General features: G+C 52.7%; 43 protein-coding genes. 23 read left to right on the top strand and 20 right to left on the bottom strand.

Features of this window, described 5'->3' with window-relative positions; translation table 11 throughout:
• Positions 1–89: 89 nt before the first annotated feature.
• The 18 genes from MXMO3_RS08890 to MXMO3_RS08800 form a co-directional block, all read right to left on the bottom strand.
• Positions 90–356 (bottom strand): hypothetical protein, encoded by a 267-nt coding sequence (locus MXMO3_RS08890; RefSeq protein WP_162889198.1) that lies wholly within the window; start codon positions 354–356, stop codon positions 90–92.
• Between the two features lie 107 nt (positions 357–463).
• Positions 464–970, bottom strand: a complete 507-nt coding sequence (locus MXMO3_RS08885; protein ID WP_117395654.1) for a helix-turn-helix domain-containing protein — start codon at positions 968–970, stop codon at positions 464–466.
• Complete coding sequence (locus tag MXMO3_RS08880; protein ID WP_117395653.1) at positions 967–1,809, bottom strand: DNA adenine methylase; 843 nt, start codon at positions 1,807–1,809, stop codon at positions 967–969. Before MXMO3_RS08880 ends, MXMO3_RS08885 begins: the two co-directional genes overlap by 4 nt.
• Positions 1,802–2,185 carry a hypothetical protein gene (locus tag MXMO3_RS08875; RefSeq protein WP_117395652.1) on the bottom strand — a complete coding sequence of 128 codons (384 nt, stop codon included), beginning with the start codon at positions 2,183–2,185 and terminating at the stop codon, positions 1,802–1,804. The genes MXMO3_RS08880 and MXMO3_RS08875 overlap by 8 nt, the downstream gene beginning before the upstream one ends.
• Positions 2,182–2,805 carry a hypothetical protein gene (locus MXMO3_RS08870; RefSeq protein WP_117395651.1) on the bottom strand — a complete coding sequence of 208 codons (624 nt, stop codon included), beginning with the start codon at positions 2,803–2,805 and terminating at the stop codon, positions 2,182–2,184. The genes MXMO3_RS08875 and MXMO3_RS08870 overlap by 4 nt, the downstream gene beginning before the upstream one ends.
• A gap of 172 nt (positions 2,806–2,977) precedes the next feature.
• Positions 2,978–3,169 carry a hypothetical protein gene (locus tag MXMO3_RS08865; RefSeq protein ID WP_117395650.1) on the bottom strand — a complete coding sequence of 64 codons (192 nt, stop codon included), beginning with the start codon at positions 3,167–3,169 and terminating at the stop codon, positions 2,978–2,980.
• Positions 3,170–3,183: 14 nt separating this feature from the next.
• On the bottom strand, positions 3,184–4,050 hold the full coding sequence (locus MXMO3_RS08860) for a hypothetical protein (protein WP_117395649.1): 867 nt from the start codon (positions 4,048–4,050) through the stop codon (positions 3,184–3,186).
• Positions 4,037–5,419, bottom strand: coding sequence for a replicative DNA helicase (locus tag MXMO3_RS08855; RefSeq protein ID WP_117395648.1), 1,383 nt, complete (start codon positions 5,417–5,419; stop codon positions 4,037–4,039). Before MXMO3_RS08855 ends, MXMO3_RS08860 begins: the two co-directional genes overlap by 14 nt.
• Positions 5,416–5,700, bottom strand: coding sequence for a hypothetical protein (locus MXMO3_RS08850; protein WP_117395647.1), 285 nt, complete (start codon positions 5,698–5,700; stop codon positions 5,416–5,418). The genes MXMO3_RS08855 and MXMO3_RS08850 overlap by 4 nt, the downstream gene beginning before the upstream one ends.
• Positions 5,697–6,278 (bottom strand): hypothetical protein, encoded by a 582-nt coding sequence (locus MXMO3_RS08845; protein ID WP_205468003.1) that lies wholly within the window; start codon positions 6,276–6,278, stop codon positions 5,697–5,699. Before MXMO3_RS08845 ends, MXMO3_RS08850 begins: the two co-directional genes overlap by 4 nt.
• Positions 6,275–7,024 carry a hypothetical protein gene (locus MXMO3_RS08840; protein ID WP_117395646.1) on the bottom strand — a complete coding sequence of 250 codons (750 nt, stop codon included), beginning with the start codon at positions 7,022–7,024 and terminating at the stop codon, positions 6,275–6,277. The genes MXMO3_RS08845 and MXMO3_RS08840 overlap by 4 nt, the downstream gene beginning before the upstream one ends.
• 9 nt (positions 7,025–7,033) lie before the next feature.
• Entirely contained in the window at positions 7,034–7,702 is a 669-nt protein-coding gene (locus tag MXMO3_RS08835; protein ID WP_117395645.1) for a hypothetical protein, read from the bottom strand.
• Positions 7,702–8,142 carry a hypothetical protein gene (locus MXMO3_RS08830; protein WP_117395644.1) on the bottom strand — a complete coding sequence of 147 codons (441 nt, stop codon included), beginning with the start codon at positions 8,140–8,142 and terminating at the stop codon, positions 7,702–7,704. Before MXMO3_RS08830 ends, MXMO3_RS08835 begins: the two co-directional genes overlap by 1 nt.
• Entirely contained in the window at positions 8,132–8,485 is a 354-nt protein-coding gene (locus MXMO3_RS08825) for a hypothetical protein (RefSeq protein WP_162889197.1), read from the bottom strand. Before MXMO3_RS08825 ends, MXMO3_RS08830 begins: the two co-directional genes overlap by 11 nt.
• Positions 8,486–8,574: 89 nt before the next feature.
• The gene (locus MXMO3_RS08820; RefSeq protein ID WP_117395642.1) at positions 8,575–8,946 is read right to left on the bottom strand and encodes a hypothetical protein; all 372 of its coding nucleotides are present in this window, start codon (positions 8,944–8,946) and stop codon (positions 8,575–8,577) included.
• The gene (locus tag MXMO3_RS18665) at positions 8,943–9,377 is read right to left on the bottom strand and encodes a hypothetical protein (RefSeq protein WP_162889196.1); all 435 of its coding nucleotides are present in this window, start codon (positions 9,375–9,377) and stop codon (positions 8,943–8,945) included. Before MXMO3_RS18665 ends, MXMO3_RS08820 begins: the two co-directional genes overlap by 4 nt.
• Before the next feature lie 258 nt (positions 9,378–9,635).
• Entirely contained in the window at positions 9,636–9,818 is a 183-nt protein-coding gene (locus MXMO3_RS08805; protein WP_117395639.1) for a hypothetical protein, read from the bottom strand.
• 9 nt (positions 9,819–9,827) lie between these two features.
• Positions 9,828–10,046 (bottom strand): hypothetical protein, encoded by a 219-nt coding sequence (locus MXMO3_RS08800; RefSeq protein WP_117395638.1) that lies wholly within the window; start codon positions 10,044–10,046, stop codon positions 9,828–9,830.
• A gap of 82 nt (positions 10,047–10,128) precedes the next feature.
• On the opposite strand from MXMO3_RS08800, the gene MXMO3_RS19100 reads away from it, so the two are divergent.
• Positions 10,129–10,590: a helix-turn-helix domain-containing protein gene (locus MXMO3_RS19100; protein ID WP_117395637.1), complete on the top strand. Its 462-nt coding sequence runs from the start codon at positions 10,129–10,131 to the stop codon at positions 10,588–10,590.
• Here MXMO3_RS19100 and MXMO3_RS08790 read toward each other — a convergent pair.
• Both MXMO3_RS08790 and MXMO3_RS08780 read right to left on the bottom strand, forming a co-directional pair.
• Positions 10,559–11,206, bottom strand: coding sequence for a GNAT family N-acetyltransferase (locus MXMO3_RS08790; protein ID WP_162889195.1), 648 nt, complete (start codon positions 11,204–11,206; stop codon positions 10,559–10,561). The two genes, MXMO3_RS19100 and MXMO3_RS08790, sit on opposite strands and share 32 nt — an antisense overlap.
• Positions 11,207–11,367: 161 nt before the next feature.
• Positions 11,368–12,183, bottom strand: coding sequence for a PDC sensor domain-containing protein (locus tag MXMO3_RS08780; RefSeq protein ID WP_162889194.1), 816 nt, complete (start codon positions 12,181–12,183; stop codon positions 11,368–11,370).
• Between the two features lie 112 nt (positions 12,184–12,295).
• Between MXMO3_RS08780 and MXMO3_RS08775 the strand changes: the two genes are divergently transcribed.
• From MXMO3_RS08775 to MXMO3_RS08670, 22 genes are all read left to right on the top strand, one after another.
• Positions 12,296–12,769 carry a hypothetical protein gene (locus MXMO3_RS08775; RefSeq protein ID WP_117395633.1) on the top strand — a complete coding sequence of 158 codons (474 nt, stop codon included), beginning with the start codon at positions 12,296–12,298 and terminating at the stop codon, positions 12,767–12,769.
• A 25-nt stretch (positions 12,770–12,794) separates the two neighbouring features.
• On the top strand, positions 12,795–13,562 hold the full coding sequence (locus MXMO3_RS08770; protein WP_117395632.1) for a methyltransferase: 768 nt from the start codon (positions 12,795–12,797) through the stop codon (positions 13,560–13,562).
• A gap of 10 nt (positions 13,563–13,572) precedes the next feature.
• On the top strand, positions 13,573–13,821 hold the full coding sequence (locus MXMO3_RS08765; protein WP_117395631.1) for a hypothetical protein: 249 nt from the start codon (positions 13,573–13,575) through the stop codon (positions 13,819–13,821).
• Positions 13,822–13,833: 12 nt separating this feature from the next.
• Entirely contained in the window at positions 13,834–14,175 is a 342-nt protein-coding gene (locus MXMO3_RS18880) for a hypothetical protein (RefSeq protein ID WP_205468002.1), read from the top strand.
• Positions 14,168–14,446, top strand: a complete 279-nt coding sequence (locus tag MXMO3_RS08755; RefSeq protein WP_117395630.1) for a hypothetical protein — start codon at positions 14,168–14,170, stop codon at positions 14,444–14,446. Before MXMO3_RS18880 ends, MXMO3_RS08755 begins: the two co-directional genes overlap by 8 nt.
• Positions 14,443–14,724, top strand: coding sequence for a hypothetical protein (locus MXMO3_RS08750; RefSeq protein WP_117395629.1), 282 nt, complete (start codon positions 14,443–14,445; stop codon positions 14,722–14,724). Before MXMO3_RS08755 ends, MXMO3_RS08750 begins: the two co-directional genes overlap by 4 nt.
• Positions 14,725–14,885: 161 nt before the next feature.
• Positions 14,886–15,878, top strand: a complete 993-nt coding sequence (locus MXMO3_RS08745; protein WP_117395628.1) for a hypothetical protein — start codon at positions 14,886–14,888, stop codon at positions 15,876–15,878.
• On the top strand, positions 15,878–16,930 hold the full coding sequence (locus MXMO3_RS08740) for a recombinase RecT (protein ID WP_117395627.1): 1,053 nt from the start codon (positions 15,878–15,880) through the stop codon (positions 16,928–16,930). The genes MXMO3_RS08745 and MXMO3_RS08740 overlap by 1 nt, the downstream gene beginning before the upstream one ends.
• A complete protein-coding gene (locus MXMO3_RS08735; RefSeq protein ID WP_117395626.1) occupies positions 16,911–17,414 on the top strand; it encodes a NinB/YbcN family protein in 504 nt (167 codons plus the stop codon). Before MXMO3_RS08740 ends, MXMO3_RS08735 begins: the two co-directional genes overlap by 20 nt.
• The gene (locus tag MXMO3_RS08730; RefSeq protein ID WP_117395625.1) at positions 17,411–17,683 is read left to right on the top strand and encodes a hypothetical protein; all 273 of its coding nucleotides are present in this window, start codon (positions 17,411–17,413) and stop codon (positions 17,681–17,683) included. The genes MXMO3_RS08735 and MXMO3_RS08730 overlap by 4 nt, the downstream gene beginning before the upstream one ends.
• Positions 17,683–18,072 (top strand): HNH endonuclease, encoded by a 390-nt coding sequence (locus MXMO3_RS08725; protein WP_117395624.1) that lies wholly within the window; start codon positions 17,683–17,685, stop codon positions 18,070–18,072. Before MXMO3_RS08730 ends, MXMO3_RS08725 begins: the two co-directional genes overlap by 1 nt.
• Complete coding sequence (locus MXMO3_RS08720; RefSeq protein WP_117395623.1) at positions 18,069–18,341, top strand: hypothetical protein; 273 nt, start codon at positions 18,069–18,071, stop codon at positions 18,339–18,341. The genes MXMO3_RS08725 and MXMO3_RS08720 overlap by 4 nt, the downstream gene beginning before the upstream one ends.
• Complete coding sequence (locus MXMO3_RS08715) at positions 18,331–18,795, top strand: HNH endonuclease (protein WP_117395622.1); 465 nt, start codon at positions 18,331–18,333, stop codon at positions 18,793–18,795. Before MXMO3_RS08720 ends, MXMO3_RS08715 begins: the two co-directional genes overlap by 11 nt.
• Positions 18,792–19,115 carry a hypothetical protein gene (locus tag MXMO3_RS18660; protein WP_162889193.1) on the top strand — a complete coding sequence of 108 codons (324 nt, stop codon included), beginning with the start codon at positions 18,792–18,794 and terminating at the stop codon, positions 19,113–19,115. Before MXMO3_RS08715 ends, MXMO3_RS18660 begins: the two co-directional genes overlap by 4 nt.
• On the top strand, positions 19,112–19,357 hold the full coding sequence (locus MXMO3_RS08705) for a hypothetical protein (protein WP_117395620.1): 246 nt from the start codon (positions 19,112–19,114) through the stop codon (positions 19,355–19,357). The genes MXMO3_RS18660 and MXMO3_RS08705 overlap by 4 nt, the downstream gene beginning before the upstream one ends.
• Positions 19,354–19,668 (top strand): hypothetical protein, encoded by a 315-nt coding sequence (locus tag MXMO3_RS08700; RefSeq protein ID WP_117395619.1) that lies wholly within the window; start codon positions 19,354–19,356, stop codon positions 19,666–19,668. Before MXMO3_RS08705 ends, MXMO3_RS08700 begins: the two co-directional genes overlap by 4 nt.
• Positions 19,665–20,423, top strand: coding sequence for a hypothetical protein (locus MXMO3_RS08695; protein WP_117395618.1), 759 nt, complete (start codon positions 19,665–19,667; stop codon positions 20,421–20,423). Before MXMO3_RS08700 ends, MXMO3_RS08695 begins: the two co-directional genes overlap by 4 nt.
• Positions 20,420–20,800 (top strand): DUF7694 domain-containing protein, encoded by a 381-nt coding sequence (locus tag MXMO3_RS08690; RefSeq protein WP_117395617.1) that lies wholly within the window; start codon positions 20,420–20,422, stop codon positions 20,798–20,800. Before MXMO3_RS08695 ends, MXMO3_RS08690 begins: the two co-directional genes overlap by 4 nt.
• Complete coding sequence (locus MXMO3_RS08685) at positions 20,797–21,246, top strand: hypothetical protein (RefSeq protein ID WP_117395616.1); 450 nt, start codon at positions 20,797–20,799, stop codon at positions 21,244–21,246. Before MXMO3_RS08690 ends, MXMO3_RS08685 begins: the two co-directional genes overlap by 4 nt.
• Complete coding sequence (locus MXMO3_RS08680; RefSeq protein WP_117395615.1) at positions 21,243–21,899, top strand: HNH endonuclease signature motif containing protein; 657 nt, start codon at positions 21,243–21,245, stop codon at positions 21,897–21,899. The genes MXMO3_RS08685 and MXMO3_RS08680 overlap by 4 nt, the downstream gene beginning before the upstream one ends.
• On the top strand, positions 21,896–22,333 hold the full coding sequence (locus MXMO3_RS08675; RefSeq protein ID WP_117395614.1) for a hypothetical protein: 438 nt from the start codon (positions 21,896–21,898) through the stop codon (positions 22,331–22,333). Before MXMO3_RS08680 ends, MXMO3_RS08675 begins: the two co-directional genes overlap by 4 nt.
• A complete protein-coding gene (locus MXMO3_RS08670) occupies positions 22,324–22,554 on the top strand; it encodes a hypothetical protein (RefSeq protein WP_117395613.1) in 231 nt (76 codons plus the stop codon). The genes MXMO3_RS08675 and MXMO3_RS08670 overlap by 10 nt, the downstream gene beginning before the upstream one ends.
• The last annotated feature ends 39 nt before the right edge of the window (positions 22,555–22,593 follow it).

The following is a 22,593-nucleotide window of genomic DNA, read 5'->3' as shown; positions in this document are numbered from 1 at the left end:
TCGGGTTTTGGCCCGGCTTGAGCGATATCAATGAACCATCATCTTGCTGGACGGACAAGTTAAAATCTTTTGCGCTAACGATTGGCATATCATTGATCCTTTCCAGAGACGAACCAAAGCTTGCCAACTCCCATATCGTGCACTCGCCGCTCAATCACTTCAGTCACGGTAATGATTAAATTTCCACCAAGAAGCTGCCGAACATCAACGATCTTGGCCCCTTTCATCCAATTGCCGTTATGCTCCATCAACCAACCACCAGGTTGAACGACTACAGGCAACTTACTTTGGCTAACCGTTATGGTTTGAGTGTAGAAGGTCTCACTTTCATCCGGGTGCCCGTCGATCCAATCCATATGTCTCGACTGCCGATGCCGGAACCGATTGCTGTTTACGTCCGTCTCAACCTCGTAGGGACTGCCGACAACGGAGACATCGACCCAATGTTCTTTATTGCCAATTTCTACCATCTTTCGATACCGGCCCGGTTCAACTGCTTTGCGATTGTGGCCGCTGCAAAATTGATGTGCAAGCGAAAAGTGCTTTCCGCCACTCCCATGCGCCTGGCAACCATTCTTGCGCTGTGGCCCTTCGCTGCGCCCAGCACGGCGGCGATCAATTCTCGCTGGTGATCGGGATATGCCGCCACTAGCTTTAACCAGGGCTTTCGACCATTTCTGCCAAAAAGGATCAGATCCGACCGGCTAATTTCGTGACTGTTCGGCTTGATCATTGCCGCTCGGCGCTTTGCCATGGTGGTTTCGCCCCGGCGACGGGCCGCAAGCTCCATATGCTGCTGTTCAGCTATGTCGGCCGCGCTGTATTGATATTCTGGCATGGCGGACTTCAAACGCTTGTGGCCAACGGGCCCGGTGGTGGCGTTAAGCACCTTGAAGGCTTGAGCAAGAGCTTTGCGAACGCTCGTAGCGGTCCATTGCTTTGTGTTGGTGTCGATGGTTATTTTGGTCATTGCGCCGCTCCAAACATAGTCAATTGTCGTTCTTTCTCATCAAGGCGTTGAGCAGCAGCGGCATTGATCCACAAAACCTCTGTGCGTGGCTTTGCTCCATCAGCAAGCGCTTTGCGCTCAATGCGCCGCCAACCATTCAGCGAAACCTCATAAAGGGGGTGCGGATAACCAGAAAGCACCACCATGCCTGAAAGACTTTTAAGGAATTCCAATAATTCCGCGTGGTCCTGATCGTCCATTTCGTGGGCGTAATCTTCGCCACCATCTCGCGTGGCCATAACGTAGGGTGGATCGACATAATGCAACGTTGTTGGCGCGTCATGCTGCGCCATCACGTCGACCGCATCGCGGTTTTCAACTGTCACCCCTTCCAAACGCTTCACCACCGTTGCCAAGCTATCAGGATAATTCACCCAATCATGCGTCGGGGTGGTGCCGGATCGATTGCTGTTTGCGCGGAATCCTGTCACCCGGTTGTGGCCATTTGAACCGAACCCCATGAACGAACGAATGATCAAGCGCCGCGCCCGTTCAACTGGATCCGATGATCTCTGATATGCTTCTTTGAACTCATCCCGCGCAAATGGTGTTTGACGAACAGCTTCCACAAGACGTTTTGCTTTGTCTGAACGCAGAACGCGAAAAAGATTTACGACCTCACAATCGAGATCATTATAGATTTCGGCATATGAGCGGGTTTTGCGCATCAAGACGCTGGCGGCCCCACCAAAAGGCTCGACATAGACTTGGTGTGCGGGGAAATGTTCAATAATCCACGGCGCAAGCATCCACTTACCACCATGCCAACGCAAAACTGGGCGTCTTGGTTGCTCAACCATCAATAACCGCCTTCCACAGATCATCGGCCGCCACCTGAACCAACACGCGCCGGCATAATTCCGGTAACTCCATTTCGCGCTTCATCGCTTCTTCTGCCAGCATCGTCCGGTGCCGCGCTGCCATGGGCACCCTCACCTTTTCATAAGTGTGCTGGTCACCCGCCAGCCGATAACCCCAAACATTCACCATATGGGCGATCACGTTGGCCGTATCTTGCTCACCAAGTGCTTTTTCGATGGCCGGGGCAGATAGCCCCTGACCGGTGTACAAACCAATCCAGAAGGCCTTGCGATTGCCCCACCGCTCGGTAAACAGCGGGTGCCCCAACCGTTCCGGTTCTCTGCCAAACATGCCGAGCTGGGTTTCATCGCTCATTGCTTGCCTTTCTCAATGGCGGCGCGAAGGTTAAAAACTACATCGCCCCATACTGCCTTGTGCGCCAAAACCCACTCGTAAAGCTCATCTGGCTCTTTGTCGCCAACCTCGTATTGGATGAATAACTTGGTGAAGCTCTCATGCTTCTTTTCAGCTATTTCTAAGAATGACTGCACATCGGTCACGCCAGTATGAACGCGCCACCTGTCAAGTTGCGTTCCAGCCAGCAATTCTGATAGTGGCACCATTCCAGCTTCTTTCATGCGAGTATCAAGATCATCAACCTCGCTTTCTAGCGCATTGGTGGGGAGATTGCGGAACTCCTGAGCGCAGTCCTTTAAAAGACCGCGCACCGGGGCCATGCGGCTTGCATCTGCCTTGCTTTGCAACTTCCCAACGATCTCATCCCGCATATCCCGCCGCCCTTGCTCACGGGCGGCTGCTAGGGCTTGGGCGATGGTTGAAGAAAGTTGGTACGGGACAGCAACGGCGATAATATCTGTCCCTGCGCTATCCCGCGCATCTTCTGCTGTCGCATAAGGCAAGGACATTCCATCATTTGAAAAATTCAAATAAATTGTCTCTGCCACCTCTATATCTTTGTCTTTAGGTGTGGTCATGATTGGTCCTTATGTCGTTGTGCTTGCGTCTTTGCGTCGCTTAGCGACCCGGAAAAACCGATCTCTTCACCGACACAGAACACGGTAAAATCCAACGGCCCATTTTGTTCGATTTGGTAATCACCGGACACCCACCGGTGCATTCCGAAAACGCTTTCATTTATCCACCTCATCACACGCCCTCCACATGCTGCCGGGCCTCGATCTCGGCAATCTCGGCCTGAATGTCTTCGATCCGGCGCCGCCATTGCGCATTGCTTCCGAATGGCAAATGGTCGCTGTCATGTTTGGCGGCAGCCAGTTGGCCACGTAGGTTTTCCAAACGCTGTTCGTCGGTCTGCCAAGTGTGTTCGTGCATATCCATCGGTCAATTCTCCTCTAAAACAACGTATTTTGGGTTGTATCTTGCGGTTTGGTCTCGATCAGATCGGCAGGGGCTTGGCAACCATGCTCACCCGGTCGAGGCCCCCATGAGGGCAACCAGGTATTGTCGCTTCGCCAATGTGCAATTCTCGCTTCCCAATCGACGCTCGCGCTTTGATCCGGCGATTGATGGGCAGCGGACCTATTTTGAATTTCCTCCCAGCCGTTTCGGTTAATCCAGGTCGCCATCATTGGGCGGAAATCATTGTCTTTGGTTAGGAATAGGCGCTTTGCTGCGGGCAACGCTTCGACCAGCGCTTGCTTTTGCGGCTTGGTCAGCTTGGCAAAGGATTTGAAGGCGTTTTTCCGACTATCGCCTGTTCGCCAGCAGTGAGCCCAAACGTTCTGAACAAAATAAACCCACAACGGATCTGTTTCGTCCTGATAACGTTGATCGATCGATCTCTTTTGATTTCTATCTGGTTTAATATTTGGTTTACTATCTGGTATAGGTTCGGGATTTTTGCCAACTCCATTGGCCTTTTTTACCATCTCCATTTGGGATTTTTCACAAATCGAATTGGCTTTTTTGCCAAGCCCATACCAGCGAGTTTTATCGAAATTTGCTTTGTTGTAGTCGCCCTTCACAATGAACCCTTGTTCCACAAGCTTTTTCAATGCGTTGCGGATTTGATCTGCACTTAGGTAGGGGAACTGTTCGCCAAACGCCTTGACGCTGTTGTAGGTCCAATATTGCCCATCATAGAGATGCTTCTCATTGGCTTGGTTTTTCTCAATCCAAAAGGCAATATTTTGATAAATCGTGGCGGCATTCACACCGACAATTTTAGCGACTTCAGGGTCAAAACTATGCAGAGCCATATCGGTCCCTCACGGCGTTGTGGGCAATGGAAACATGGAATTTGATATCCCCCGTTTCGCCATTGCGGTTTTTCTTGATAAGCAAATCGAGATCATTCTTGGCCGCCAGCGCGTCTTCTTCGGCGGTGGGGTCATCTTTGAGATACTGATAGTCGCGATAAACGAACATCACGACATGCGCGTCTTGCTCCAAAGCACCCGAATTTCGTAGGTCGCTCATGCGAGGTCGCTTGTCATCACGGCTTTCAACCGACCGGTTTAACTGCGACAGCAACAGAACGCAGCAATTTAGCTCTTTAGCTAGGGCTCTGGCCGCGTTTGACACTTCCGCGACTTCCTCCACCTTATTGCCGCGATAACGCCCTGTAGGCTCAACATGGTCCAAATGATCGATGCAAATGACTTCAAGCTCGATCCCCCTACTCTGTAGGGCCGCTTTCTTTTCTCTGGAACGCGCCGTAACTTCAGCCATTGTCAAGCGAGGTGAAGGCTCGATGATAAATGGCAGCTCTTCAGTTTCTTCAAATTTGGATATGACCCTGGCTTTATTGTCCGGCGACAAACGCCCTTTGTTTATCAATGAGAAAGAAGGCGCGAATGCATCGCGGTCCTGGCCGTATAGCTCGTCAGAAACCATGCGGGCCGAAACCTCTGTTTCCGGCATCTCAAAGCTGAAAAACAGGACGCCGTGACCAAGCTTGGCGGTATTGCGCAAAGTGGAAAGCGCAAACGCACTTTTGCCCATCCCAGGGCGGCCCGCCAAAACAAACAATTCGCCTCTGGCAAAAGCATTTACCTTTTCGTCCAGTGCTTTCAGCCCGGTGCTTGCCCCGGCAGCCGCTTCGGGATCTTCCATTTTCTTCGCCAATTTTGTATTGGCAGCGCCCAACGTCAGGGCGCGGGCACTGGTTGAACTGGATTGCACCCGATCGAGGGCGGCGATCGCGTCTGTCACTGCGTCCTTTGGTCGGTATTGCGGATTGTTGGCGTTCACTTGTATTTCAGACGCTATTTCGCGAAGACTGCGCCGCATCCACCGTTTTTTGAGATAGTCAATCGAACCATTGATTAAACCGACCGGAATGGCCATCGCAGCAATATGCGCAAGCATTTTTGACGCAAGCTTGCGGTCTTCCATATGATCTTCGAACTCAGCCAACAGCGAAGACCACGAAAAAACGAGCCCTTCGCGCGCCTGGTTGGCCATAATCGTCCAAAGCGTCGCGCATGCCTCATCTTCGAACCATTCAGCATCGATCTGGTCTGCATACGTCATCAAGGATTCCGGCGACATGATAAATGAGCCGATGATATTAAACTCGAGCGTGGACTCGTTATGATCTGCGCTATGTGCCAATGCTGCGGTCATACCACCTCCTTAAAAAGCGCTTTGAACGCTTCGGGGTCGCGATGCATGATTTCAAAGGCGGATGCGGCGCGCATAAGCAAAAACGCCCAGCGCAGCATTTTGGGTGACACAGCGTCGGCTCCAAAGGTATTGCGCGCCATTTGGAAACTGTGCTGCAAATGCACCGCTTCAGCCCGAAATTCACTTGAAAGGGTCATGAAGTCGAAATCGGCATTCACAACCTTGCTGATCTGCGGTTCATTGATCTCGGGGATGGTCAGTTCATAGACGGGGGGGGTCATGCAGCACCCCTCGCTTCCCAACGCATTGTCGGGCCATTATAAGGATCGCCGATTGCTGACCAAATATACCAGGCATGATCCTCGGTGCCTGTTTTGCCATTACCTGCCCACGAAATGCGATCAAGCAAGGCAACCTTCCCCGCGAACCGTTTATTGTCCGCAAAAAGGTGGCGTCGAGTTTTGCCGAAATCAAACTTGGCCGTGAGGAGCATCGCAACATTCACTCGACGAACTCTCAAAGCACGTTCGACGAACTTTACGGCCAGTCGGTTTTGCCGTCCATATGGCGGGTTGGTAACAATCCAGTCACATTCACAAGCCACATCAAGGCACTGATCATTTGTCAAATAGTCTGCTTCAAAGTCGTGCTGCTGATCATAGGTTTTGATGTCGCTTGTGATCGATTCCACATTGTATTTTCCGAGAGCGTCGACAATGGCATGGTTGCCTGCCGCTGGCTCATATACCCTGCTGTTGCTGATTGATGGACAGGCCCGAACCAATGCGTCGACAGCCCAGGCTTCGGTTTCATAATGGTCGTTCTCACGCAACGCATATTTGGAAGCTGTGACCGTCATTGCGGCACCACACGCTCGATACAGTCGATCGTGGCCGGAAACTGTTTGCGCACCGCATTCATTTGCTGTTCTGTGCCGGTCCAGGCGAAAGCCTTGTTGTTGGTGAAGTTCAGCTTGTCATCCGTCATGGATTTCAAATCTTCATGCAGAAACATTTTGGTTTCCCGATCCAATAGCCGGAACTTCGTTCCTGTGGCTTTTGGGGTAATCGGGTATTTGGTGCGGCCGAAATCACCATTATTCAGATTGGGCCGGATTTCGGCTTTCTCTGGAGCCCGACAAATATCAGAATGTGGTTCGGGCTTTTTCGCTGTGCCTTTGAGCTTTTTCTTCAGCTTGTTCACATAGACCTTCGTGGTGGACAGCGGCACACCAGCCTTTTTACTGATTTCCTCCGGCTTTAGATCCGGCTCGGCGTTGAACACTTCAGCAACCCTGTCCATCGCATTGCGCACATTGCTTCTGGAAGGTTGCTCTTTGGCCGGTTTGTTCTTGGCGGTGCGCACGTTGCAGTTGCCGGGGTATTCGATAGGCGTCAGCGCCTTTGTCTTGTCATCCCCGAGCATAGGCACATCAGCGGCCAGTAGATGGCCTGTAGACCCATTTAGAAGCCCTTCGACGAGCTCAGCGGCCAGCTTTTGTGATTTCTGTGAGGCGCGGCCAGCAGCAACCGCCGCTTTAAGATCGTCGATCTGTTGGGATAGCTCCGAAATCCTGGCTTCAGCCTGATCAAAAATATCGTTCATTTGCCCCTCCTAAAATGGAATATCTTCAGTATCGCCGACGAAAAACGCCGGCGCTTTGGTGTTGGGTTGGGAGTTCGCTTTTCTTCGCGCTTCGCGTTCGGCTTCTTTCTTCGCGGCCACGTCAATGATGTGAGCTGAATTGGAAGGCATCCGCACCTCAAACCCTTTGCGAAACTCGATTGAATTGATGCAACCATAGGTCGCCCAAAGTGCCATCGCGTCAGTCTCATCAAGTGACAAGTTGCCAGCATCAATCCAGCCAAGCTCACGACAGCGCGAATGAACAAGTTTTTTGGCGGTGTCTTTCGGTAGATTGCCTAAGCCCAAGAACTGCTTGCGCACCGTTGCCGGGGGTATCTGGTCAGCGGTCACTCGCTGGCGCATAAACACTACGGCTCGGATAACAGACTGCATGCCCCCTAGGCGTTCATCCACTTTCGGACTTGATTTGCCTTTCATATTGGGGGTTTTGATCTTTGCCTCTATCACCACCATGTCGGGGTCATGTTCTCGCAACATCGCATTGATCCACATAAATGTGGAACGCCAGCACTGTTCATTTGACGCGCCGGCCTTAGCCAAACGTTCATGGCCGGACGCTGAAGGACAAGACCCCTCAGAAATGGGCCCGAAGGCCCAACCTGTTGTTGTCGCAATATCGAGAGCCAAGAGGTTCATCAGTGCAAAGACTCCAGCTTATTAAGCTCTTTCTCGCCCTCTTCGTGTTCTCGCTCTTCCTGCTCGTCCACCTCTTCACGGCGTTGCGAGGCGGCAGCCTGAGCCGGTGTTTGATCGTCATTGGCGGGCTTCAAGAAAGAGAATTGACCTGTCATGTCTTCGAAGATTTCGATCTCATCTTCATCAACGCCATCGGCTACTTCTTTGATTTGCCGTTCAAGCTTGCGGGTTTTCAACAAAGCACTTAGCGGCTTACCCGGAATCCGAAGTTCGGTCTTTGCCCGTTTCTTGGTGTCTTTGATCTTTTTGGCAATGCCGGCACATTCGCCTCGCGCCGCTGCCATAATTTCTTCTTTCTTGGCTTCAAAGGCCTCGATCTCGTCGACAACCGCTTTCAAGTCGTCATCATCATAAGTGTTGGACATTGGGTTAGCTGACATTGTTTTTCTCCTGGTTTGTGACAAGGCTAAGGTTGGGTTTGCTTTGAGCTTCGCCGCATGCGGGACAGGTCCGAACACCTTCAGTGTCCCAGCCATAAGGATCATCGGCCCCCAAAGCCGCGCCGCAGCCTTCGCAATTATCTATGCGCTCATGGCCCGGCAGAATTTCTGCCAGCATGGATTCCAAATCTTCCAATTGGGCGGTGGCGGCCAGCGCATCCTTATGCGGCATGTTGCCGAAATGATCCGCGACGCCAGAAACCTTGCTGATCATCTCCGCGACCTGTTTGCGGGTCAGCGGTTTCAGCTTTGGCAGTCCTGTTTCCTGTTCGAGTTCAGGCATCGTCCAAATCCTTTCGCGCTTTTCTGTGGATTTGAGCCGACCGCAAACCAAGAACGACAGCAAAAGCACCCAAAGAAACTGACCAGCTTCTAAGAACCTTGGCTGTCCATCCAATGAGTGAGGCGGTCGATAATCTTGCCCTGCCGCGCAATAACCGCGCGAAGCTCCTCGATCTCGTCAAAAAGCTGTTTCTCGTCATCGGTGGCCCCTTCCAAAAGTTCCCGAATGGCGGCGACCTCCCAGCCTCGAAGCTTGGCTGAGGATTCCCCGTTTAAGTATGATTTGGCGCGGCGAACCGATATGGACTGACGATCTTCGTCATCCCCGGTCATGTCCCGCAAAATGTTGTTGATGGCAATTTGCAGCTTTGGTGCTGCTGACTTGTCATTGTCCAGCGGCCAACGCCGCTTTGTATAGATTTTGATCTTCTCCCGGCAGTCCGAGGCGGTTACAGGTATCACTTTTCGCCCCCTTCTAATTTTGTATTTCTTTTCCAAGATTTTGCTCCCTGCATCGTTTTTACTGATTGCAGGAAACGGAGCGCATTGGAGAACGCACCATGGATTTTGAGAACACGAACGAACTGACCGAGGAGTTGGAGACCTTGCTTCAGCAGTTCAAAAGAGAAAGGGCGGCGGCCAAGGGAGGAAACAACAGAGCCGACCGCCCCCACTTTGACCGCTGGGCTGGGGGATCGGCCAAAGTGATTGATTTGAATGAGTGGAAAAGTGCGCGGCGGCTTCGAGCATCCGCACGCGTTCAGCCGCCGCACACCAACAGAAAGCGGTACTGAAAACCGCTCATCTTGAAGGTTTCCACCAACAAGCCACGCCACACGCCCCGAAAGAGAGTGTGCCCCTTCTCTGTGTGGTGTGGTTTGCTGGCGGGTCATGATAGAAAATCCCCCGCTGTCAAGATTAAAAAAACAACAATCCAACAGGCGAAAAGCCCGTTCCAGCCGTCACGCTCAAACTTGGAAGAGCCCGTATCAACGCCGTGCCAGCCAATTAATGCAAAACAATGCATTGGGACCATGACAACAAGAAGCGCCCAAACCATCACACCACCCCCGCGCTGATAGCGAAAGCCGCGCCGGAAAGGCCAAGCATGAAGGCCAAGCAGCAATAGCAAACAGTGTCGAAATGATTGATCATTGCCAAACCCCAAAAGCATCTAGGCCAGCAAAGCCGAATACCAAACAGGCGGCTAGCAATGCCGCCATAATGCGTTTGTCTGGCTCATATGCGTTGAAAAACTCGCGAATAGCGATGGCCAAGCACAAGAATGAAATGCCAATGGAAATGAACCCGGCAAGTTTAACAAAAAAACTCATTGCCCTCTCCTACGCATCTTCCTGTCGATCAGCCGCGATTTCCGCCAGCTTCTCGAAAGTGACCTGCTCATACCCGCGTTCTTCAGCCGCACTCACGACTGCCGCCCACCGGTTTGCTGGAATTGCCCCGCGCCGCCGCATTGCTTTGGCGGTGCCATACTTGATGCCAATGTCCGCGGCGAATTCGCTTAGAGATGGCCAATTATCTATGAGAGATGCGTGTGTCATGGGCAGAAGGTACAAACAATACCCTCAACTGTCAACAACTTTGGTGTGATTTATACCCGACGCTTAGGGTATGAGATGTAACATGAACTCATACGACGAAAAAATTGAGCGTGAGCAACGCGCAGAACGCTTGGTCGCAGCCCGTAAAAATGCAGGCTTTCGTGGCCCGCAACCCGTGAGCGATAAATTTGGCTGGAATATTAACAGCTACAAAGCACACGAAAGCGGGCGCAATGGGTTCAACCCAACCAGAGCGCAGGAATATGCAAAAGCGTTCGGAGTGAGTTTGGATTGGCTGCTATTCGGAACGGGCGAGATGCTGTCGGGGGAAAGCGTGTCGGTTGACCTGGACGAAATCCGAGACCATGTTCGCGCTGTCGCCCGGGATATTGTGAATGCATCCAATGGGCGCATACCTTACGACCCTGACGATTTTGCGTCCGCATTTGTCGATCTACTCGACTACAGGATCGAAGAACCTGGCGCGGCCGACAACGATCAGCAAAATGTGGTCAAGTTCCAGATGCGGCGTATTGCGCCTTAGGCATAGCGCGGGCGCGTTCAATAATAGTATCCAGGCGGCTCAATAGTTCATCCAAATTGGGATGGATATAGCCCACCTCGGGGATTGCCTCCCCAGCCACAACCCTATCGCGGGCCACCATTGAAACCCAGCCTAAGGACTTATACCAAGCCCTGACGCGGTTTTGTTTGAACGCCCAAAGCGATATTGGCGCCAGATCCTGCTGGATAAGTGCGATCACCATTTTTTGCATCAGAAGCGGGCCAGATATGCCGCCCCGGTGCTGTGGCATGATATAGCCAGCATGCAGCTCGCCCAAAGCTGGAAGCGCAACATCTTTATTTTCCTTTGCAAAACCAAACCCAACTATTTGGCCGCTTTCACGCAAAACAAATAGGGCTTCATGCCGCGCTTCGCGACTTACAACATCCTTCCACTGGTCAAGCCTGAAGTGGTAACCACGCTGGTTTTGAACCTGTTTTGAAATGTATGGATAGACTTCTCTCCAGCAATCGACGTGGATTCTCGCGATGGCCGGGCAATCCACTGCCCTTGCTTTTTCGACTTCCATCAACCTAAAATGCTCCATAGTATTTTTTTTGAGTATATATAATGAAGCAATTACAGTATCAGGCAAAGCTGGCGACCACTGTCGCAAATCTAAACCAATCCACTAAAAAAACGAAACCGCGCAAGCTGGCAATACAAGCGGCAATTGCGGGGCTATTGATAATAGTCCTTTTGGGTTCGTTCGTTGCTGGGGCGAAGCTAACCGATACCCCGCAGGTAGACACAGCGTCAGTGCGGTTCGATTTCTGAGTATACCGTTATAAGCGGATAATCTTTGTTCTTGATCCAAGAGGTTTTGGTCGGCAATTCATGGAACATCATTCGTTTAAAGCCCATAACGCTTGCGTTCTGAAGATCTAGCGACATTAAAAAATCTTCCGGGCGTTCAGCATTCGATGGGTATGATGTGAGGGTTTGGCCATCGGCGCGTAAAATCTCCACATAGCAATACAGGCAATCATCCCAGCGCGATTGTTGCAGCAACCTTGCCGGCGTAATGATCAACGTGACCACACCAACCAGATCTGGTCCGTCATAGATTGCCTTGGCTACCGGGATAAACGGAACGCCAGACGACTTACCGATTTTGGCGGTGCCGACATAGAGCCTTGCCCCTCTCCGCGCCACCGCCTCTTTGAAATACACCCGTTGCGATAAATCTAGCTCGAGGGCTGGGAATGAAAAGCTGTCATGCAGGAGCATTCCGTCTGCCCCCAGGACCAATACTGCCCGGGCCTCTGGCAACTGAGCTTTGATGCGGTTTAGATATGCATGAAATTCTTCATCGTTTGAGCGAGACGTTATGAACGTTTCACCGATTGCCGTGGTCGCAATTTCCGCTCCGCGCATAATTGAAGTTAGATGCTGGTCAATCAAACGGGCGCGAAACGACACCTCCTGAGCGCGAGCCGGTGCGGTCGCCGCCAATAGTGTCAAAGCTAAAAGTCCCTTTAAAAACCACCTCATCCCTTTCTCCCAAGAGCTTAAATAATTCAATCGCTTAAAATATGCCCGCAGCTTTGCACCGCGTGTAATCGGTTTCAAGCGGATTCTTTAAATACCTAATATTTATTTGCAAAAGATACTTTTTATACCTTTAAGGTTGACAAGCTAGGGTACAAATAATACCTTCAACTCCAGAAACGGAGATTGAAGCATGTTAAGAACGCATCAAAACCAACATCGCGACGCGAACAATACGGGGTCAAAAACGACCTCGATTTTTATGGTCGAAGATCAAACACCATTGGATCAGTGCCAATGGTTTATGGCGGTGCTGGCCGAAGGCAGTGAAGTACAGGAAAATTACATCTTCACTGACCTTGCCGCATTGTTTGATCAAGCCACCGAATACGGCATTGACTGGACCGTTCTTGCCTATGAACCAGGCGAGGAAAGCGCGGTCAATGTAACTGCTCAGGTCGCCCAAGCGTTGGCAGATCAGCACTATGAACGCAACGCAGATGCTTATTGCTTTGAGGGCGCTAAGACCGAAAGCCCCTGCGCGCTGATCAATCTCCATGCCGAAACATATCTCGAAGAACTGATCGACAACGGCTGCCGCGAAGATCGCTTGTCGGCGCGTGAACAGCGCTGGCTGCAATCAGATTACCGCCAAGCCGCACTTTAACAACACGATATCTTAGGAGAGACCAATGACCGTTCAAGTGCCACAGCCAGTCATGGAAGTTCTGGATCGCGCAATCATCGATGGCAGCGCATTGCAACTCACAGGCCAGCTTGACCGCAAGCTCTATGTTGAGACGAACAAGGTTCTAGAAGCTGCTGGCGGCAAGTGGAACCGCAAGGCTAAAGCCCACATTTTCGATGGTGAGGCGTTGGACGCGATCGAGCCAATACTTTTGACCGGCGAATATGCGCGAACCAAACAGGACTTCGGGCAGTTCGATAGCCCCGAAGAGGTCGTCGGCTTAGTTATTCAGTTGGCCAGGATTGAACCTGGCATGTCCGTTTTGGAGCCAAGCGCTGGCATCGGCAATATCGCTATCGCCGCCGAACGCGCTGGGGGCAAGGTTGTCGCCGTTGAAATCGATACAAAGCGGTTTTCCGTTCTGAATGCTGACCCGAAGCTGGAGGCTATTCACGCCAACTTTTTGGAATGGTCGGATCACGCGAGATTTGATCGCGTTGTGATGAACCCGCCTTTCGCCCGCCAGGCTGATGTTCACCACGTCAATCACGCTCATCGTTTTCTGAAATCAGGCGGGCTTCTGGTCGCCATCATGTCGGCAAGTGTGATGTTCCGCGATAACGGACTAACACGCGAGTTTCGCGCTTTTGTTGAGCGTCAAGGCGGTACGATTGAGCGCCTACCTGACCACTCATTCAAGGCATCTGGAACAGCGGTTCACACATGCATCGTGGCTATCCCAGCACTAACCCCCACCGCACACGCTATTTAAGGAGGCTGGAATGGTTAGCCCTGCAATGAAAGCGCTGAAAAGCTACCAACAAGCGGACGAGGAAGGCGTGATGGTTATGGTGTCACGTCAAGCAGTCGATGAAGTCATTCAGCAGCACGACTGTCTCTATGCCGAGCTTAAACGCATGACTGATCACCTTGAGGCTTTTGCCAATGATCACAGCATGGATGCAACGGCTGAAACGTGGTCAGCGATCCATTGCGCCCGCGCCGCCCTTTCCACACAGGGGGATGAATAGATGACCGAACGCATGAAGGCATATCACGCCGACTGGTCGATCGACGACCGACTGAAAGCCCACGAGGGTATCGTGATCGATGATGGTGAGGCTTGGCGATATGAATACACACACAAGGATGCGCAGGGCCATTACGACCTTTGGTATCGTCACGGCGACCCGCTGGCAAGAAAGCCGCTGGCAGAAGAAAAAACCCTACGCGACTATTTCGCAGGGCAAGCGCTGGCGGGGATGATCACCACAGCAGCGGCTCCATGCCTTAATGGGTTGGATGGGTCGGAACCACTGGTCGCCAAATACGCCTATGTCATGGCCGATGCCATGCTCCAAGCCCGGAGCAAGAGCGATGGGTGATATGGGCGACTATTTCCGCGATTGGGATGCGGCAAAGAAGCGGCGCAAGGGCGATCGCTTGAGCGATGCGGAGGCCATGGATTGGCCATGCGAGTGGAAAAAACACACAGAACACCACTGGTCAACAGTCCTGAACGTTCACCGCCTGGATTACTGGCCTTCAACTGGCAAATGGATTTGGTGCGCCGAGAAATACCGCGGCGATGCGCAGTCCCTTGCTCGTTTTATCGAAAAGCGCCAACGGGCGCGGGAATTGGAGAAGCAATCATGACCCTATCAGTTCAAAAGGAAATATGGCCCGCCATCGGCTGGGAGCCAATTTTCACCAATGGCCAGCCTTTGTGGGTGATGACCGTGCTTTCGGTCAACGACGAGGTTGGTGATTGCGCAGCTTATCGTGGGATTTGTCGGGATATCAGCTTGTACAGCGACATCTATCAGGCCGAGGTGGCCGAAGGCGTCCGCGCTGGCGGCAACAAAATATCCGAAGCCGAGGCCCGCGCGCTTTTCCCCGAAATTGAAGCCAAGCAGCTTCGCTACAGATCATAGGTGAGCCATGACCCGAAACCCCAACTGGAAGCACATAGCTGACCTTGTGGTCCTTTGCGCTAGCACCGTCGCCCTCACCCTCATGATTGTTTGCGCTGACGCCTACTGGTGGGCGCAAACCCCCGGCGTATAGCGAACACTTAAACCCACAGGAGAAACCCATGAACGACATGGCTCATCAAGAGAATACCGACCAACAAGACTGGACCTATTGGCAAAAGGCGTTGGCGGGCGATAAACCACCAGTGCACGAAGGCGACCCACAATCGGGATTTTATCGCCGCCGTCTCAAAAAGAACGGCCCCTTCGTTCCTGTTGCTATCTGGCGAGATGGCGACGATTGGGTGGCCCTCGTCGATGGCAAACCAGCAGACGCCATGTATCTCTGGACATGGGTATGTGACAAGCCAATCACCAAGGCCGAGTATGACCGGGTTTCAAACGGTGAGCCTTGGAGCGATGCGCCTATTTTCGATCCGACCGCAACAAACGATCTGCGCAATTCTGACCCTGAAAACGAGCTTGAAGCGCTCAAAGATCAGATCGAAAGCGCCAAAGCTGGCATTGCCGAGTTTGAGAAAATCGAAAGCGATGAAGCCCAGGTCAAGGCCCAGGCATTGCGCGCGCGCCTCAATGAGCTTTCCAACGAGGCCGACAAAAAACGCACTGCCGAAAAGAAACCGCACTTGGATGCAGGCAAGGCTGTCGATGCCAAATGGCAACCGCTTGTCAAAGATGCAAAGGCGAACGCGGAAAAAATCAAAAAGGCTATGTCGGCCTATGAAACCGAAAAGCTGAAGAAGCAACGCGAAGAACAGGCTCGGCTTGAACAGCAGCGGCGCGAAACTGAAGAAGCGGCAAAACGTGATGAAGAAATGGGGCGCCCAAAGGCTGCCGACGCCACGCCGCCGCCAGAAACAGACACCACCCCCGAACAAACGGCACCGGCGCCAATCAAAGGCAACTATGGCCGTGCCGCGTCTGTATCGGTCGTCAAGGTGGTGACCGGCATTTCGGATCAGGGGGCGCTCTATGCGTTCCTGAAAGATCACCCTGAATTGAAACAAACAATGATCGATCTGGCACAGCGCGCCGTGAAAAAGGGCTTTGAAGTGCCCGGCGTGTCGATCGATGAACAGGCAAAGGTGAGCTGATGAGCAACGCTGTCGCAACAATCGAAAAACCAACCAAGCTGGACGCTTTTCGCGCCTTGGTTTTGCCTCAGGACCGCAAGCAAGAGCTTTTCAACTCTTTGCCTACCCACGTAAAGCCTGAACGCTTCGAGCGCAACCTGGTCAACGCCTTGATGACGAACCCTGACCTTATGCAGCTTGATCCGCGCCTAGTGTTCCGCGAAGTCTCCAAGGCGGCTGCCCTTGGCCTCTATCTCGACCCACATCTTGCCGAGGCTTATTTAATTGCGGGATGGAATGGCAAGGCGCGACGCACAGAGCCTCAGCTTCGTGTTGGATATCGCGGGCTCATTAAGCTGGCCCGTCAATCTGGCGAAATCAACATGATCTATGCGCATGAGGTGCATGAAAATGATCTGTTTGAGTGCGACCTTGGCGATCACAAAAACCTCAAGCATCGGCCTGATGTGTTCGGAGAGCGCGGGGAAATCGTCGGCTTTTACGCCGTGGTCAAATACAAAAACGGCGAGACTGATTTTGAAACCTTGACAGTCAAGCAAGCGCAAGAAATCCGCGACCGGTCGGATGGCTGGAAGGCATATGCCGCTGGCAGGATCAAATCGACACCATGGGCGACGGATGAAGTGGAAATGTCAAAAAAGACGGTTATCCGCAAGCTGAACAAGCGCCTTCCGCAATCGCCAGAACTATCTGAGGCCATCCAGATCGAGGACGCCGCAGAGCATAGCGATATGCGCGGCGCGGCACCTACCCCGCTGACGCCCCCAACACCGCCAGAACCCACTCCAACAATGGAGGATCAACAGGCAGACGAAGCCATTGAGCCTGATGGAGAGGTCTTCGACGTTGAGGCGTTCATCACAGAACTGGACGAACGACTTGCCACAGCCGATTCCGCCGAAGTGATCGAAGAAATCTGGTCCGAGTTCGATGTGGAGTCGACGCTCACCGATGACGAAACCGCCTTGGATCGGGCGCTCAACCTAAAGGATGACTGGCTTGCGCGGCTGGATCAAGACGATGGGGGCTTAGATGACGCAGCGAATTATTGAAACCGACTTTGATATGGACCGTTTGCTTGCCTTCATTGGTAAGCAAACGCCGCCATTTACCGTCACCATCAAACAGGGCGGGCGCCGCTCGATTGCTCAAAATAAACTGGCGTTCAAATGGTACGGGGAAATTGCGGAGCAATTGCCGGGATCATTCGACAGCACAGAAGACGTGCGGGCTCACTGCAAACTTTGGCATGGCGTCCCGATCTTGCGCGAAGTGGATGAAGATTTCCGCGAGGCCTATGACGCCAAAGTGATGCCCGCGCCATACCCGTTCAAGCTGGCGCTGATGAAAGCGCCGTTCGATTGGCCGATCACGTCAAAGATGAACACCAAGCAGCTTGCGACCTATTTAGACCACGTACACCGTGAGTTTTCCGAACAGGGCGTTGAGTTGACCATACCGCCCGACAAGTCTGTGGGCTGGCAGCCTTCGCCGCCGATTGAGGCATATGAAGATGATGCGAGGTTCGGATCATGACCATGGGACAGTGCCCTTTTAAACAAACCAATGAGGTGCAGTTTTGCCCTCTTTATTTGGCGGCTCACTACCCAGGATACGGGTGTGATGGTGGGCGGCTTGGTGAAAGTCTGTGCGCGGTGGATACCAACGACATTGATTACGCCGACGAGTTGGGCCGGTTCAAGGCTGCTTATCCGCGCGAGGTTGCACTGTTGGAGTGGGAGAGGTCCAAGCGTGAGCTTAAGGCGCAGCGCGACCGCAACATGCGATTGAATGGGGTGCATTGATGACCAAGATCAAGAACCCCATAGGCCGAGCCACAGAAGAATGGATCGGATCTAGCCCGGACGCCAAAGTTCCTGATCGAGTGCGCCTTCGCGTATTCGAGCGTCACAACGGCATTTGCTACCTGTCCGGCATCAAGATTTTGCCAGGCATGGATTGGGACATTGAGCATGTGGTCCCTCTTTGCATGGGCGGTGAGCATAGAGAAAGCAATATGCGGCCCGCCTTGCGCAAGTATCACAAGCCCAAAACGGCGAAAGATCGCAAGGCAAAGGCCAAGTCAGATCGAATCCGCAAAAAGCATCTCGGCATTCGCAAGCCTAGCCGTATGCCGGGTTCGCGCAACTCCAAATTCAAGAGAAAACTCGATGGAACGGTGGTGGAAAGATGAAACAGCTTAAACAAGCACTCGATGCAATTCCGGTCACCGATCCCTGTCTTTTTCAGGATCGATCGCTTTCCCCGGACGAAGCCCGACGCCTCACCCGTCGAAACGCATGGGTGAGCATCCGCGTGATGCGCAATGGCAATCACGTTTTCCGCGAAGGCCCGATCAGTGCACGCCTGAATGACCCGCTTTGTCGCGTCGTTTTCGTGGGTTGCTTTGCCTATCTGTATTCAGAAATCAAATCTTGGGAGGTGGTCAGCCATGGGCGCTAAACAACGCGAACGGATTGTACGGTATCGCCAGTTATCATTTATCCGGCAGGGCGGTCGCTGCTATTATTGCAATCGCCGCATGTGGGAACGGTCGGCCGAGCACAGACTTGATGCAATGCGCCGCTTGGGCCTGACCCGTACAGAATTGAAATTCCGGCTTTGCACCGCCGAGCATTTGCAGCGGAAAGCTGACCAGGGCACCAACGCGCGCAAGAACATTGTGGCGGCTTGCTTTGATTGCAATCAATCACGTGGCGAGACATGCCCCACTGTCCACAAGGCAAATCGTTATCTGCCAGAACCGGTGCAGGATGACCCCGAAATCAAACAGATATTCACGCGGCTGAAGAATATGGGCCCGCGCACCGCGCCCGCCATAGAACTATACGCCAAGGCGAAGTTCTTGCGCACAGCGCAGTTGGCGCGGGAATTGGGAATGGAGGTGGCACTGTGAGTGAGAAGCTAAAGCCGTGTCCGTTGCCTTGGTGCCGCGGTAAAGCCGAATTGCTGGATCATGGGGTGAAATGCAGCAAATGCGGATTAGTCGCACCTGGGTCACCCGTTTCCCTAAAGCACGCACAGCAGATGGCGCTTGAAAAGTGGAACCACCGCCCTCTTGAGCAAGAGATGCTGGAGGCCTTGAAGCGGGCTGAGGAATTCATAGAGAACGGCATTGAATACGGCTACATCGCCATGCCTGACGCTCCTGATCCTGCGCTTGAAACGCCAAACATAATCGAAAAAGCCATCGCCAAAGCGGAGGGCAAGGCATGAACATCATCACCTACAAAAGCGAAAATGCGCCCGCATCTATCCAGTGGTGCGCCAAATGGCTGTCAGGCAAAAATCTGTTGCCCATCGCGTTCAGTGCGCCAACCGAACAAGAGGCAATCGGCAAAGCCGAGCGCTGGTGGGCCGAGGGTGAAGAAAAACGCGCCAAAGCTGCACAGAAGCGAAAAGAGCGCGCAGAAGCCAGGGCAAAACGTGAAGCCAAAAAGAAGGAACCGCAATCATGAATGATCAAGTCAACATGGATGAACTGGCGCGTAAAGTTGCCCAGGCACAGCACCACGCCGATCTGAACTACCACAATTCGCTTTCGGCCGAGTTGGAAGACGCCAACAAAAAAGAGATCGATTTACAACGGTCACTTGATGAGAACGTTTCGGAATGTCGCCGGTTGAACGAAATCATCAAGCGCGCGCAAACCGCGATCGATAGTCGCCAGCGTCAAGCGGGCTTTGATCGGGCCAGCCTCAAATCATTGCGGCGGCACATTGCCACCATGAAAGACGAGATCGATCGGGCGAATGGGGAATTGCAATGAGCATTAAGCCAATTTTGTTTAGTGGCGAGATGGTGCGCGCCATCAAAGATGGCAGGAAAACACAAACGCGGCGAATTGCCAAGATCACGGCTGTAATGGGAAACATGGTGGCCATCACGTCGCCAGACGAGAGGCTGATTGAACTGGAACCCGGCGAATTTCGCCGTGGCATCATGCACTATGAAAGCACCGGCAGTCTAAGCGGCCCATACAAACTTCCATATGAAGTCGGTGACCTGCTTTGGGTGCGCGAAAACTGGAGCGGAAACCACGTATTCCGCAACACCGCCCCATCTGAGCGAAATATATTTTCCTGGGAAGGCTCCCTCTATTTTCACGACGAAGTCTGGTATTGGGCTGACGGCTCGCCAAAACATGGCGATTGGGAAAAACCCCGACCATCGATCCACATGCCCAAATGGGCTAGCCGTCTGACTTTGCGTGTAACAGATGTCCGCATTCAACGGCTGCAGGAGATCAGCGAAGACGACGCCCTAAGCGAAGGCGTTATCGAGAGTTGGGAAATTGTAGACATTGTCGGCACCCCGAACGGTCCAAGCGAAATCAACGGCTATCGGTATCGTGTGCCTGAATTGCATGACGACGACGAGGGTTTCGAGTACGCCGGCGATGCATTTGCTGATCTGTGGGACCGACTGAACGCCAAACGCGGCTTTGGCTGGGACGCCAATCCATGGGTCGCCGCCTATATCTTTGAGGTCATCCACACGAACGTGAATGAGGTGGCGGCATGAAAGACCTTTCCGAACTGAGAGATTATCGGATTTCTGATGCCGAGCGTCGAATATATGGCCGGTCATTTTTCCCAGGGTGCGGTTGCTTCGCGATCAAATCACCGATCGACGGCGGCCAGCTTTTCGTCATCGTCAGCACAGGCGGCGGCTGGGAGCATGTTTCTGTCAGCCGCAAGAACCGATGCCCAAACTGGCCGGAAATGTCACACATCAAGAACCTTTTCTTTGAGCCCGATGAGGTCGCCATGCAGATTCATGTTGCCGAAAGCGACCATGTGAACTTTCACGCCAACTGCTTGCATCTTTGGAAGCCTATGAATGCTGATATCCCCTTGCCGCCTTCCGAGATGGTTGGTCCGAAAGGTGGTGCTGCATGACAATACCCTATGCTAAAGCCAACGCGGCCAATGCGCAGGACGAAATCAAGAAGATTTTGCGCCGGTTCGGATGCTCCAAGATCGGCTTTATGGACGATCACGACAACCACACGACAACACTCTATTTCGAGCATCAAGGGCGTCGCGTGGAGATGAATGCATCCGGCGCCGGTTGGGCTGCGATGTATCTCAAAGAAAACCCTTGGACCAGCCGTAAGCAGAAATCAAAGCAGGCATATGAACAGCAAGCCCTTGAACAAGGCGTAACGGCCACATCATCGATCTTAAGGGATTGGATCAAAGGGCAAATCACAGCGGTGGAATGCGACGTTCTGAAGTTCGATCACGTCTTTGCACCATACATGGTGGCCGATAACGGCAAGCGTATGATCGATGTGATTGACGACCATATGAAGCGCCTAACAGATGGAAGAAACCAATCATGAAAAACAAACTATCCGACTTGAACGATGAAGAATTGGCATGGCTGGAAGAAAACCACCGGATGGTCATCAGCGAATATCACGCAGCTTTCTGCGCGCAGTTCAACCGATGTGATGTGTCAGCGACAAACCTCCATTCACTCCGAAAGCGCAAAGGCTGGAAAACCGGTCGTACTGGCCAATTCCCGAAGGGCAACAAACCATACAACAAAGGAAAGCCGCATCCGGCGCGAGGACGGGCAGCGGAGACGCAATTCAAAAAGGGTCACAAACCCCACAACACGAATTACCTAGGCCATGAACGTGTTTCAAAGGAGGGCTATGTCGAGATCAGTGTTGATGAAGTTAACCCGCACACCGGCTTTGAACGCCGCTATGTGCTTAAGCATCGTTGGCTTTGGGAAAAGAAGCATGGATCTGTGCCAAAAGGCAAGGCTTTGAAGTGTCTGGATGGCGACAAAACTAATTGCGACCCGTCTAACTGGGAGGCGATTCCCCGAGCCCTGTTGCCCCGCCTAAATGGTGGCAAAGCAAAGCGGACTGTTGCTTTTGATGACGCCCCTGATGAGTTGAAGCCGGTTATCCTGTCAGCGGCCAAACTTGAACATGCCGTGCGCGAAAAGCGCAAGGGCGATCAGAGGGGTAAGGATCAATGACCTCAACCAACGAACGCATGGCCACCATTCACGGTATGCTCAAAAGCAATCTTGAGCTATTGGAAAGCGGATTGCGCGGGACCGGCAGATCAACCGATATGATGCACCACGTCGAGCCAGGCGATATCGTTGTGTTTCCGTCAAGCCAGACGCTTGAACAGTTTCGCCGCATGCTACCCCCTCGCCTCCGCGGCAAATGCCGGTTGGAGGTGGTCCAACCCGACGAAATGCACCTAGGCAATGCTTTGAAGAACGTCATACGCGGCGGGACGGTGCACTTTGATCATTCTTGGGTGCAAGCTTATTGGGTTTCTTCTATCGACTGCCAGCTTGGGCACTTCCAATCATTCAACAAGTTTTTGGAGGAAGTGCACGGCGGGCGACGAGACGATGAAAAGCCTGAACGCACCAACGAGGTGCCGGCATGGCAATAGCCCGTCGAAATCCCCGGCCCTGGCAAAACCTAAAGCCAGGTGACGAGTTTACCTTTATTCGCGATGAGCCAATCATTGATAAAGGCGAACCTGTGAATATCGGGGATATCTTCCCGCGGCAATTTGATGATGACGGGCCCCGGTATGCGTTCCGGGTATTCGACATTTCTGGCGCCACATATCAGTGCATTTACTTGGGGCAAATTCTGGAGGCTTTATGATGGGAAACGAGCGAGAGATAGGACTTCCGAGCGCCCGGC

The organism is Maritalea myrionectae, from assembly GCF_003433515.1.
Lineage (GTDB): Bacteria > Pseudomonadota > Alphaproteobacteria > Rhizobiales > Devosiaceae > Maritalea > Maritalea myrionectae.
Note: the sequence above shows the minus strand (reverse complement) of the source record. Positions and strands in the feature narration are given on the sequence as shown.

What these genes read in the sequence shown, in the direction of transcription:
- MXMO3_RS08890 (WP_162889198.1), bottom strand. Translation starts at nt 356, where the DNA reads ATGGATTGGATCGACGGGCACCCGGATGAAAGTGAGACCTTCTACACT.
- MXMO3_RS08885 (WP_117395654.1), bottom strand. Translation starts at nt 970, where the DNA reads ATGACCAAAATAACCATCGACACCAACACAAAGCAATGGACCGCTACG.
- MXMO3_RS08880 (WP_117395653.1), bottom strand. Translation starts at nt 1,809, where the DNA reads ATGGTTGAGCAACCAAGACGCCCAGTTTTGCGTTGGCATGGTGGTAAG.
- MXMO3_RS08875 (WP_117395652.1), bottom strand. Translation starts at nt 2,185, where the DNA reads ATGAGCGATGAAACCCAGCTCGGCATGTTTGGCAGAGAACCGGAACGG.
- MXMO3_RS08870 (WP_117395651.1), bottom strand. Translation starts at nt 2,805, where the DNA reads ATGACCACACCTAAAGACAAAGATATAGAGGTGGCAGAGACAATTTAT.
- MXMO3_RS08865 (WP_117395650.1), bottom strand. Translation starts at nt 3,169, where the DNA reads ATGGATATGCACGAACACACTTGGCAGACCGACGAACAGCGTTTGGAA.
- MXMO3_RS08860 (WP_117395649.1), bottom strand. Translation starts at nt 4,050, where the DNA reads ATGGCTCTGCATAGTTTTGACCCTGAAGTCGCTAAAATTGTCGGTGTG.
- MXMO3_RS08855 (WP_117395648.1), bottom strand. Translation starts at nt 5,419, where the DNA reads ATGACCGCAGCATTGGCACATAGCGCAGATCATAACGAGTCCACGCTC.
- MXMO3_RS08850 (WP_117395647.1), bottom strand. Translation starts at nt 5,700, where the DNA reads ATGACCCCCCCCGTCTATGAACTGACCATCCCCGAGATCAATGAACCG.
- MXMO3_RS08845 (WP_205468003.1), bottom strand. Translation starts at nt 6,278, where the DNA reads ATGACGGTCACAGCTTCCAAATATGCGTTGCGTGAGAACGACCATTAT.
- MXMO3_RS08840 (WP_117395646.1), bottom strand. Translation starts at nt 7,024, where the DNA reads ATGAACGATATTTTTGATCAGGCTGAAGCCAGGATTTCGGAGCTATCC.
- MXMO3_RS08835 (WP_117395645.1), bottom strand. Translation starts at nt 7,702, where the DNA reads ATGAACCTCTTGGCTCTCGATATTGCGACAACAACAGGTTGGGCCTTC.
- MXMO3_RS08830 (WP_117395644.1), bottom strand. Translation starts at nt 8,142, where the DNA reads ATGTCAGCTAACCCAATGTCCAACACTTATGATGATGACGACTTGAAA.
- MXMO3_RS08825 (WP_162889197.1), bottom strand. Translation starts at nt 8,485, where the DNA reads ATGCCTGAACTCGAACAGGAAACAGGACTGCCAAAGCTGAAACCGCTG.
- MXMO3_RS18665 (WP_162889196.1), bottom strand. Translation starts at nt 9,377, where the DNA reads ATGACCCGCCAGCAAACCACACCACACAGAGAAGGGGCACACTCTCTT.
- MXMO3_RS08805 (WP_117395639.1), bottom strand. Translation starts at nt 9,818, where the DNA reads ATGAGTTTTTTTGTTAAACTTGCCGGGTTCATTTCCATTGGCATTTCA.
- MXMO3_RS08800 (WP_117395638.1), bottom strand. Translation starts at nt 10,046, where the DNA reads ATGACACACGCATCTCTCATAGATAATTGGCCATCTCTAAGCGAATTC.
- MXMO3_RS19100 (WP_117395637.1), top strand. Translation starts at nt 10,129, where the DNA reads ATGAACTCATACGACGAAAAAATTGAGCGTGAGCAACGCGCAGAACGC.
- MXMO3_RS08775 (WP_117395633.1), top strand. Translation starts at nt 12,296, where the DNA reads ATGTTAAGAACGCATCAAAACCAACATCGCGACGCGAACAATACGGGG.
- MXMO3_RS08770 (WP_117395632.1), top strand. Translation starts at nt 12,795, where the DNA reads ATGACCGTTCAAGTGCCACAGCCAGTCATGGAAGTTCTGGATCGCGCA.
- MXMO3_RS08765 (WP_117395631.1), top strand. Translation starts at nt 13,573, where the DNA reads ATGGTTAGCCCTGCAATGAAAGCGCTGAAAAGCTACCAACAAGCGGAC.
- MXMO3_RS18880 (WP_205468002.1), top strand. Translation starts at nt 13,834, where the DNA reads ATGAAGGCATATCACGCCGACTGGTCGATCGACGACCGACTGAAAGCC.
- MXMO3_RS08755 (WP_117395630.1), top strand. Translation starts at nt 14,168, where the DNA reads ATGGGTGATATGGGCGACTATTTCCGCGATTGGGATGCGGCAAAGAAG.
- MXMO3_RS08750 (WP_117395629.1), top strand. Translation starts at nt 14,443, where the DNA reads ATGACCCTATCAGTTCAAAAGGAAATATGGCCCGCCATCGGCTGGGAG.
- MXMO3_RS08745 (WP_117395628.1), top strand. Translation starts at nt 14,886, where the DNA reads ATGAACGACATGGCTCATCAAGAGAATACCGACCAACAAGACTGGACC.
- MXMO3_RS08740 (WP_117395627.1), top strand. Translation starts at nt 15,878, where the DNA reads ATGAGCAACGCTGTCGCAACAATCGAAAAACCAACCAAGCTGGACGCT.
- MXMO3_RS08735 (WP_117395626.1), top strand. Translation starts at nt 16,911, where the DNA reads ATGACGCAGCGAATTATTGAAACCGACTTTGATATGGACCGTTTGCTT.
- MXMO3_RS08730 (WP_117395625.1), top strand. Translation starts at nt 17,411, where the DNA reads ATGACCATGGGACAGTGCCCTTTTAAACAAACCAATGAGGTGCAGTTT.
- MXMO3_RS08725 (WP_117395624.1), top strand. Translation starts at nt 17,683, where the DNA reads ATGACCAAGATCAAGAACCCCATAGGCCGAGCCACAGAAGAATGGATC.
- MXMO3_RS08720 (WP_117395623.1), top strand. Translation starts at nt 18,069, where the DNA reads ATGAAACAGCTTAAACAAGCACTCGATGCAATTCCGGTCACCGATCCC.
- MXMO3_RS08715 (WP_117395622.1), top strand. Translation starts at nt 18,331, where the DNA reads ATGGGCGCTAAACAACGCGAACGGATTGTACGGTATCGCCAGTTATCA.
- MXMO3_RS08705 (WP_117395620.1), top strand. Translation starts at nt 19,112, where the DNA reads ATGAACATCATCACCTACAAAAGCGAAAATGCGCCCGCATCTATCCAG.
- MXMO3_RS08700 (WP_117395619.1), top strand. Translation starts at nt 19,354, where the DNA reads ATGAATGATCAAGTCAACATGGATGAACTGGCGCGTAAAGTTGCCCAG.
- MXMO3_RS08695 (WP_117395618.1), top strand. Translation starts at nt 19,665, where the DNA reads ATGAGCATTAAGCCAATTTTGTTTAGTGGCGAGATGGTGCGCGCCATC.
- MXMO3_RS08690 (WP_117395617.1), top strand. Translation starts at nt 20,420, where the DNA reads ATGAAAGACCTTTCCGAACTGAGAGATTATCGGATTTCTGATGCCGAG.
- MXMO3_RS08685 (WP_117395616.1), top strand. Translation starts at nt 20,797, where the DNA reads ATGACAATACCCTATGCTAAAGCCAACGCGGCCAATGCGCAGGACGAA.
- MXMO3_RS08680 (WP_117395615.1), top strand. Translation starts at nt 21,243, where the DNA reads ATGAAAAACAAACTATCCGACTTGAACGATGAAGAATTGGCATGGCTG.
- MXMO3_RS08675 (WP_117395614.1), top strand. Translation starts at nt 21,896, where the DNA reads ATGACCTCAACCAACGAACGCATGGCCACCATTCACGGTATGCTCAAA.
- MXMO3_RS08670 (WP_117395613.1), top strand. Translation starts at nt 22,324, where the DNA reads ATGGCAATAGCCCGTCGAAATCCCCGGCCCTGGCAAAACCTAAAGCCA.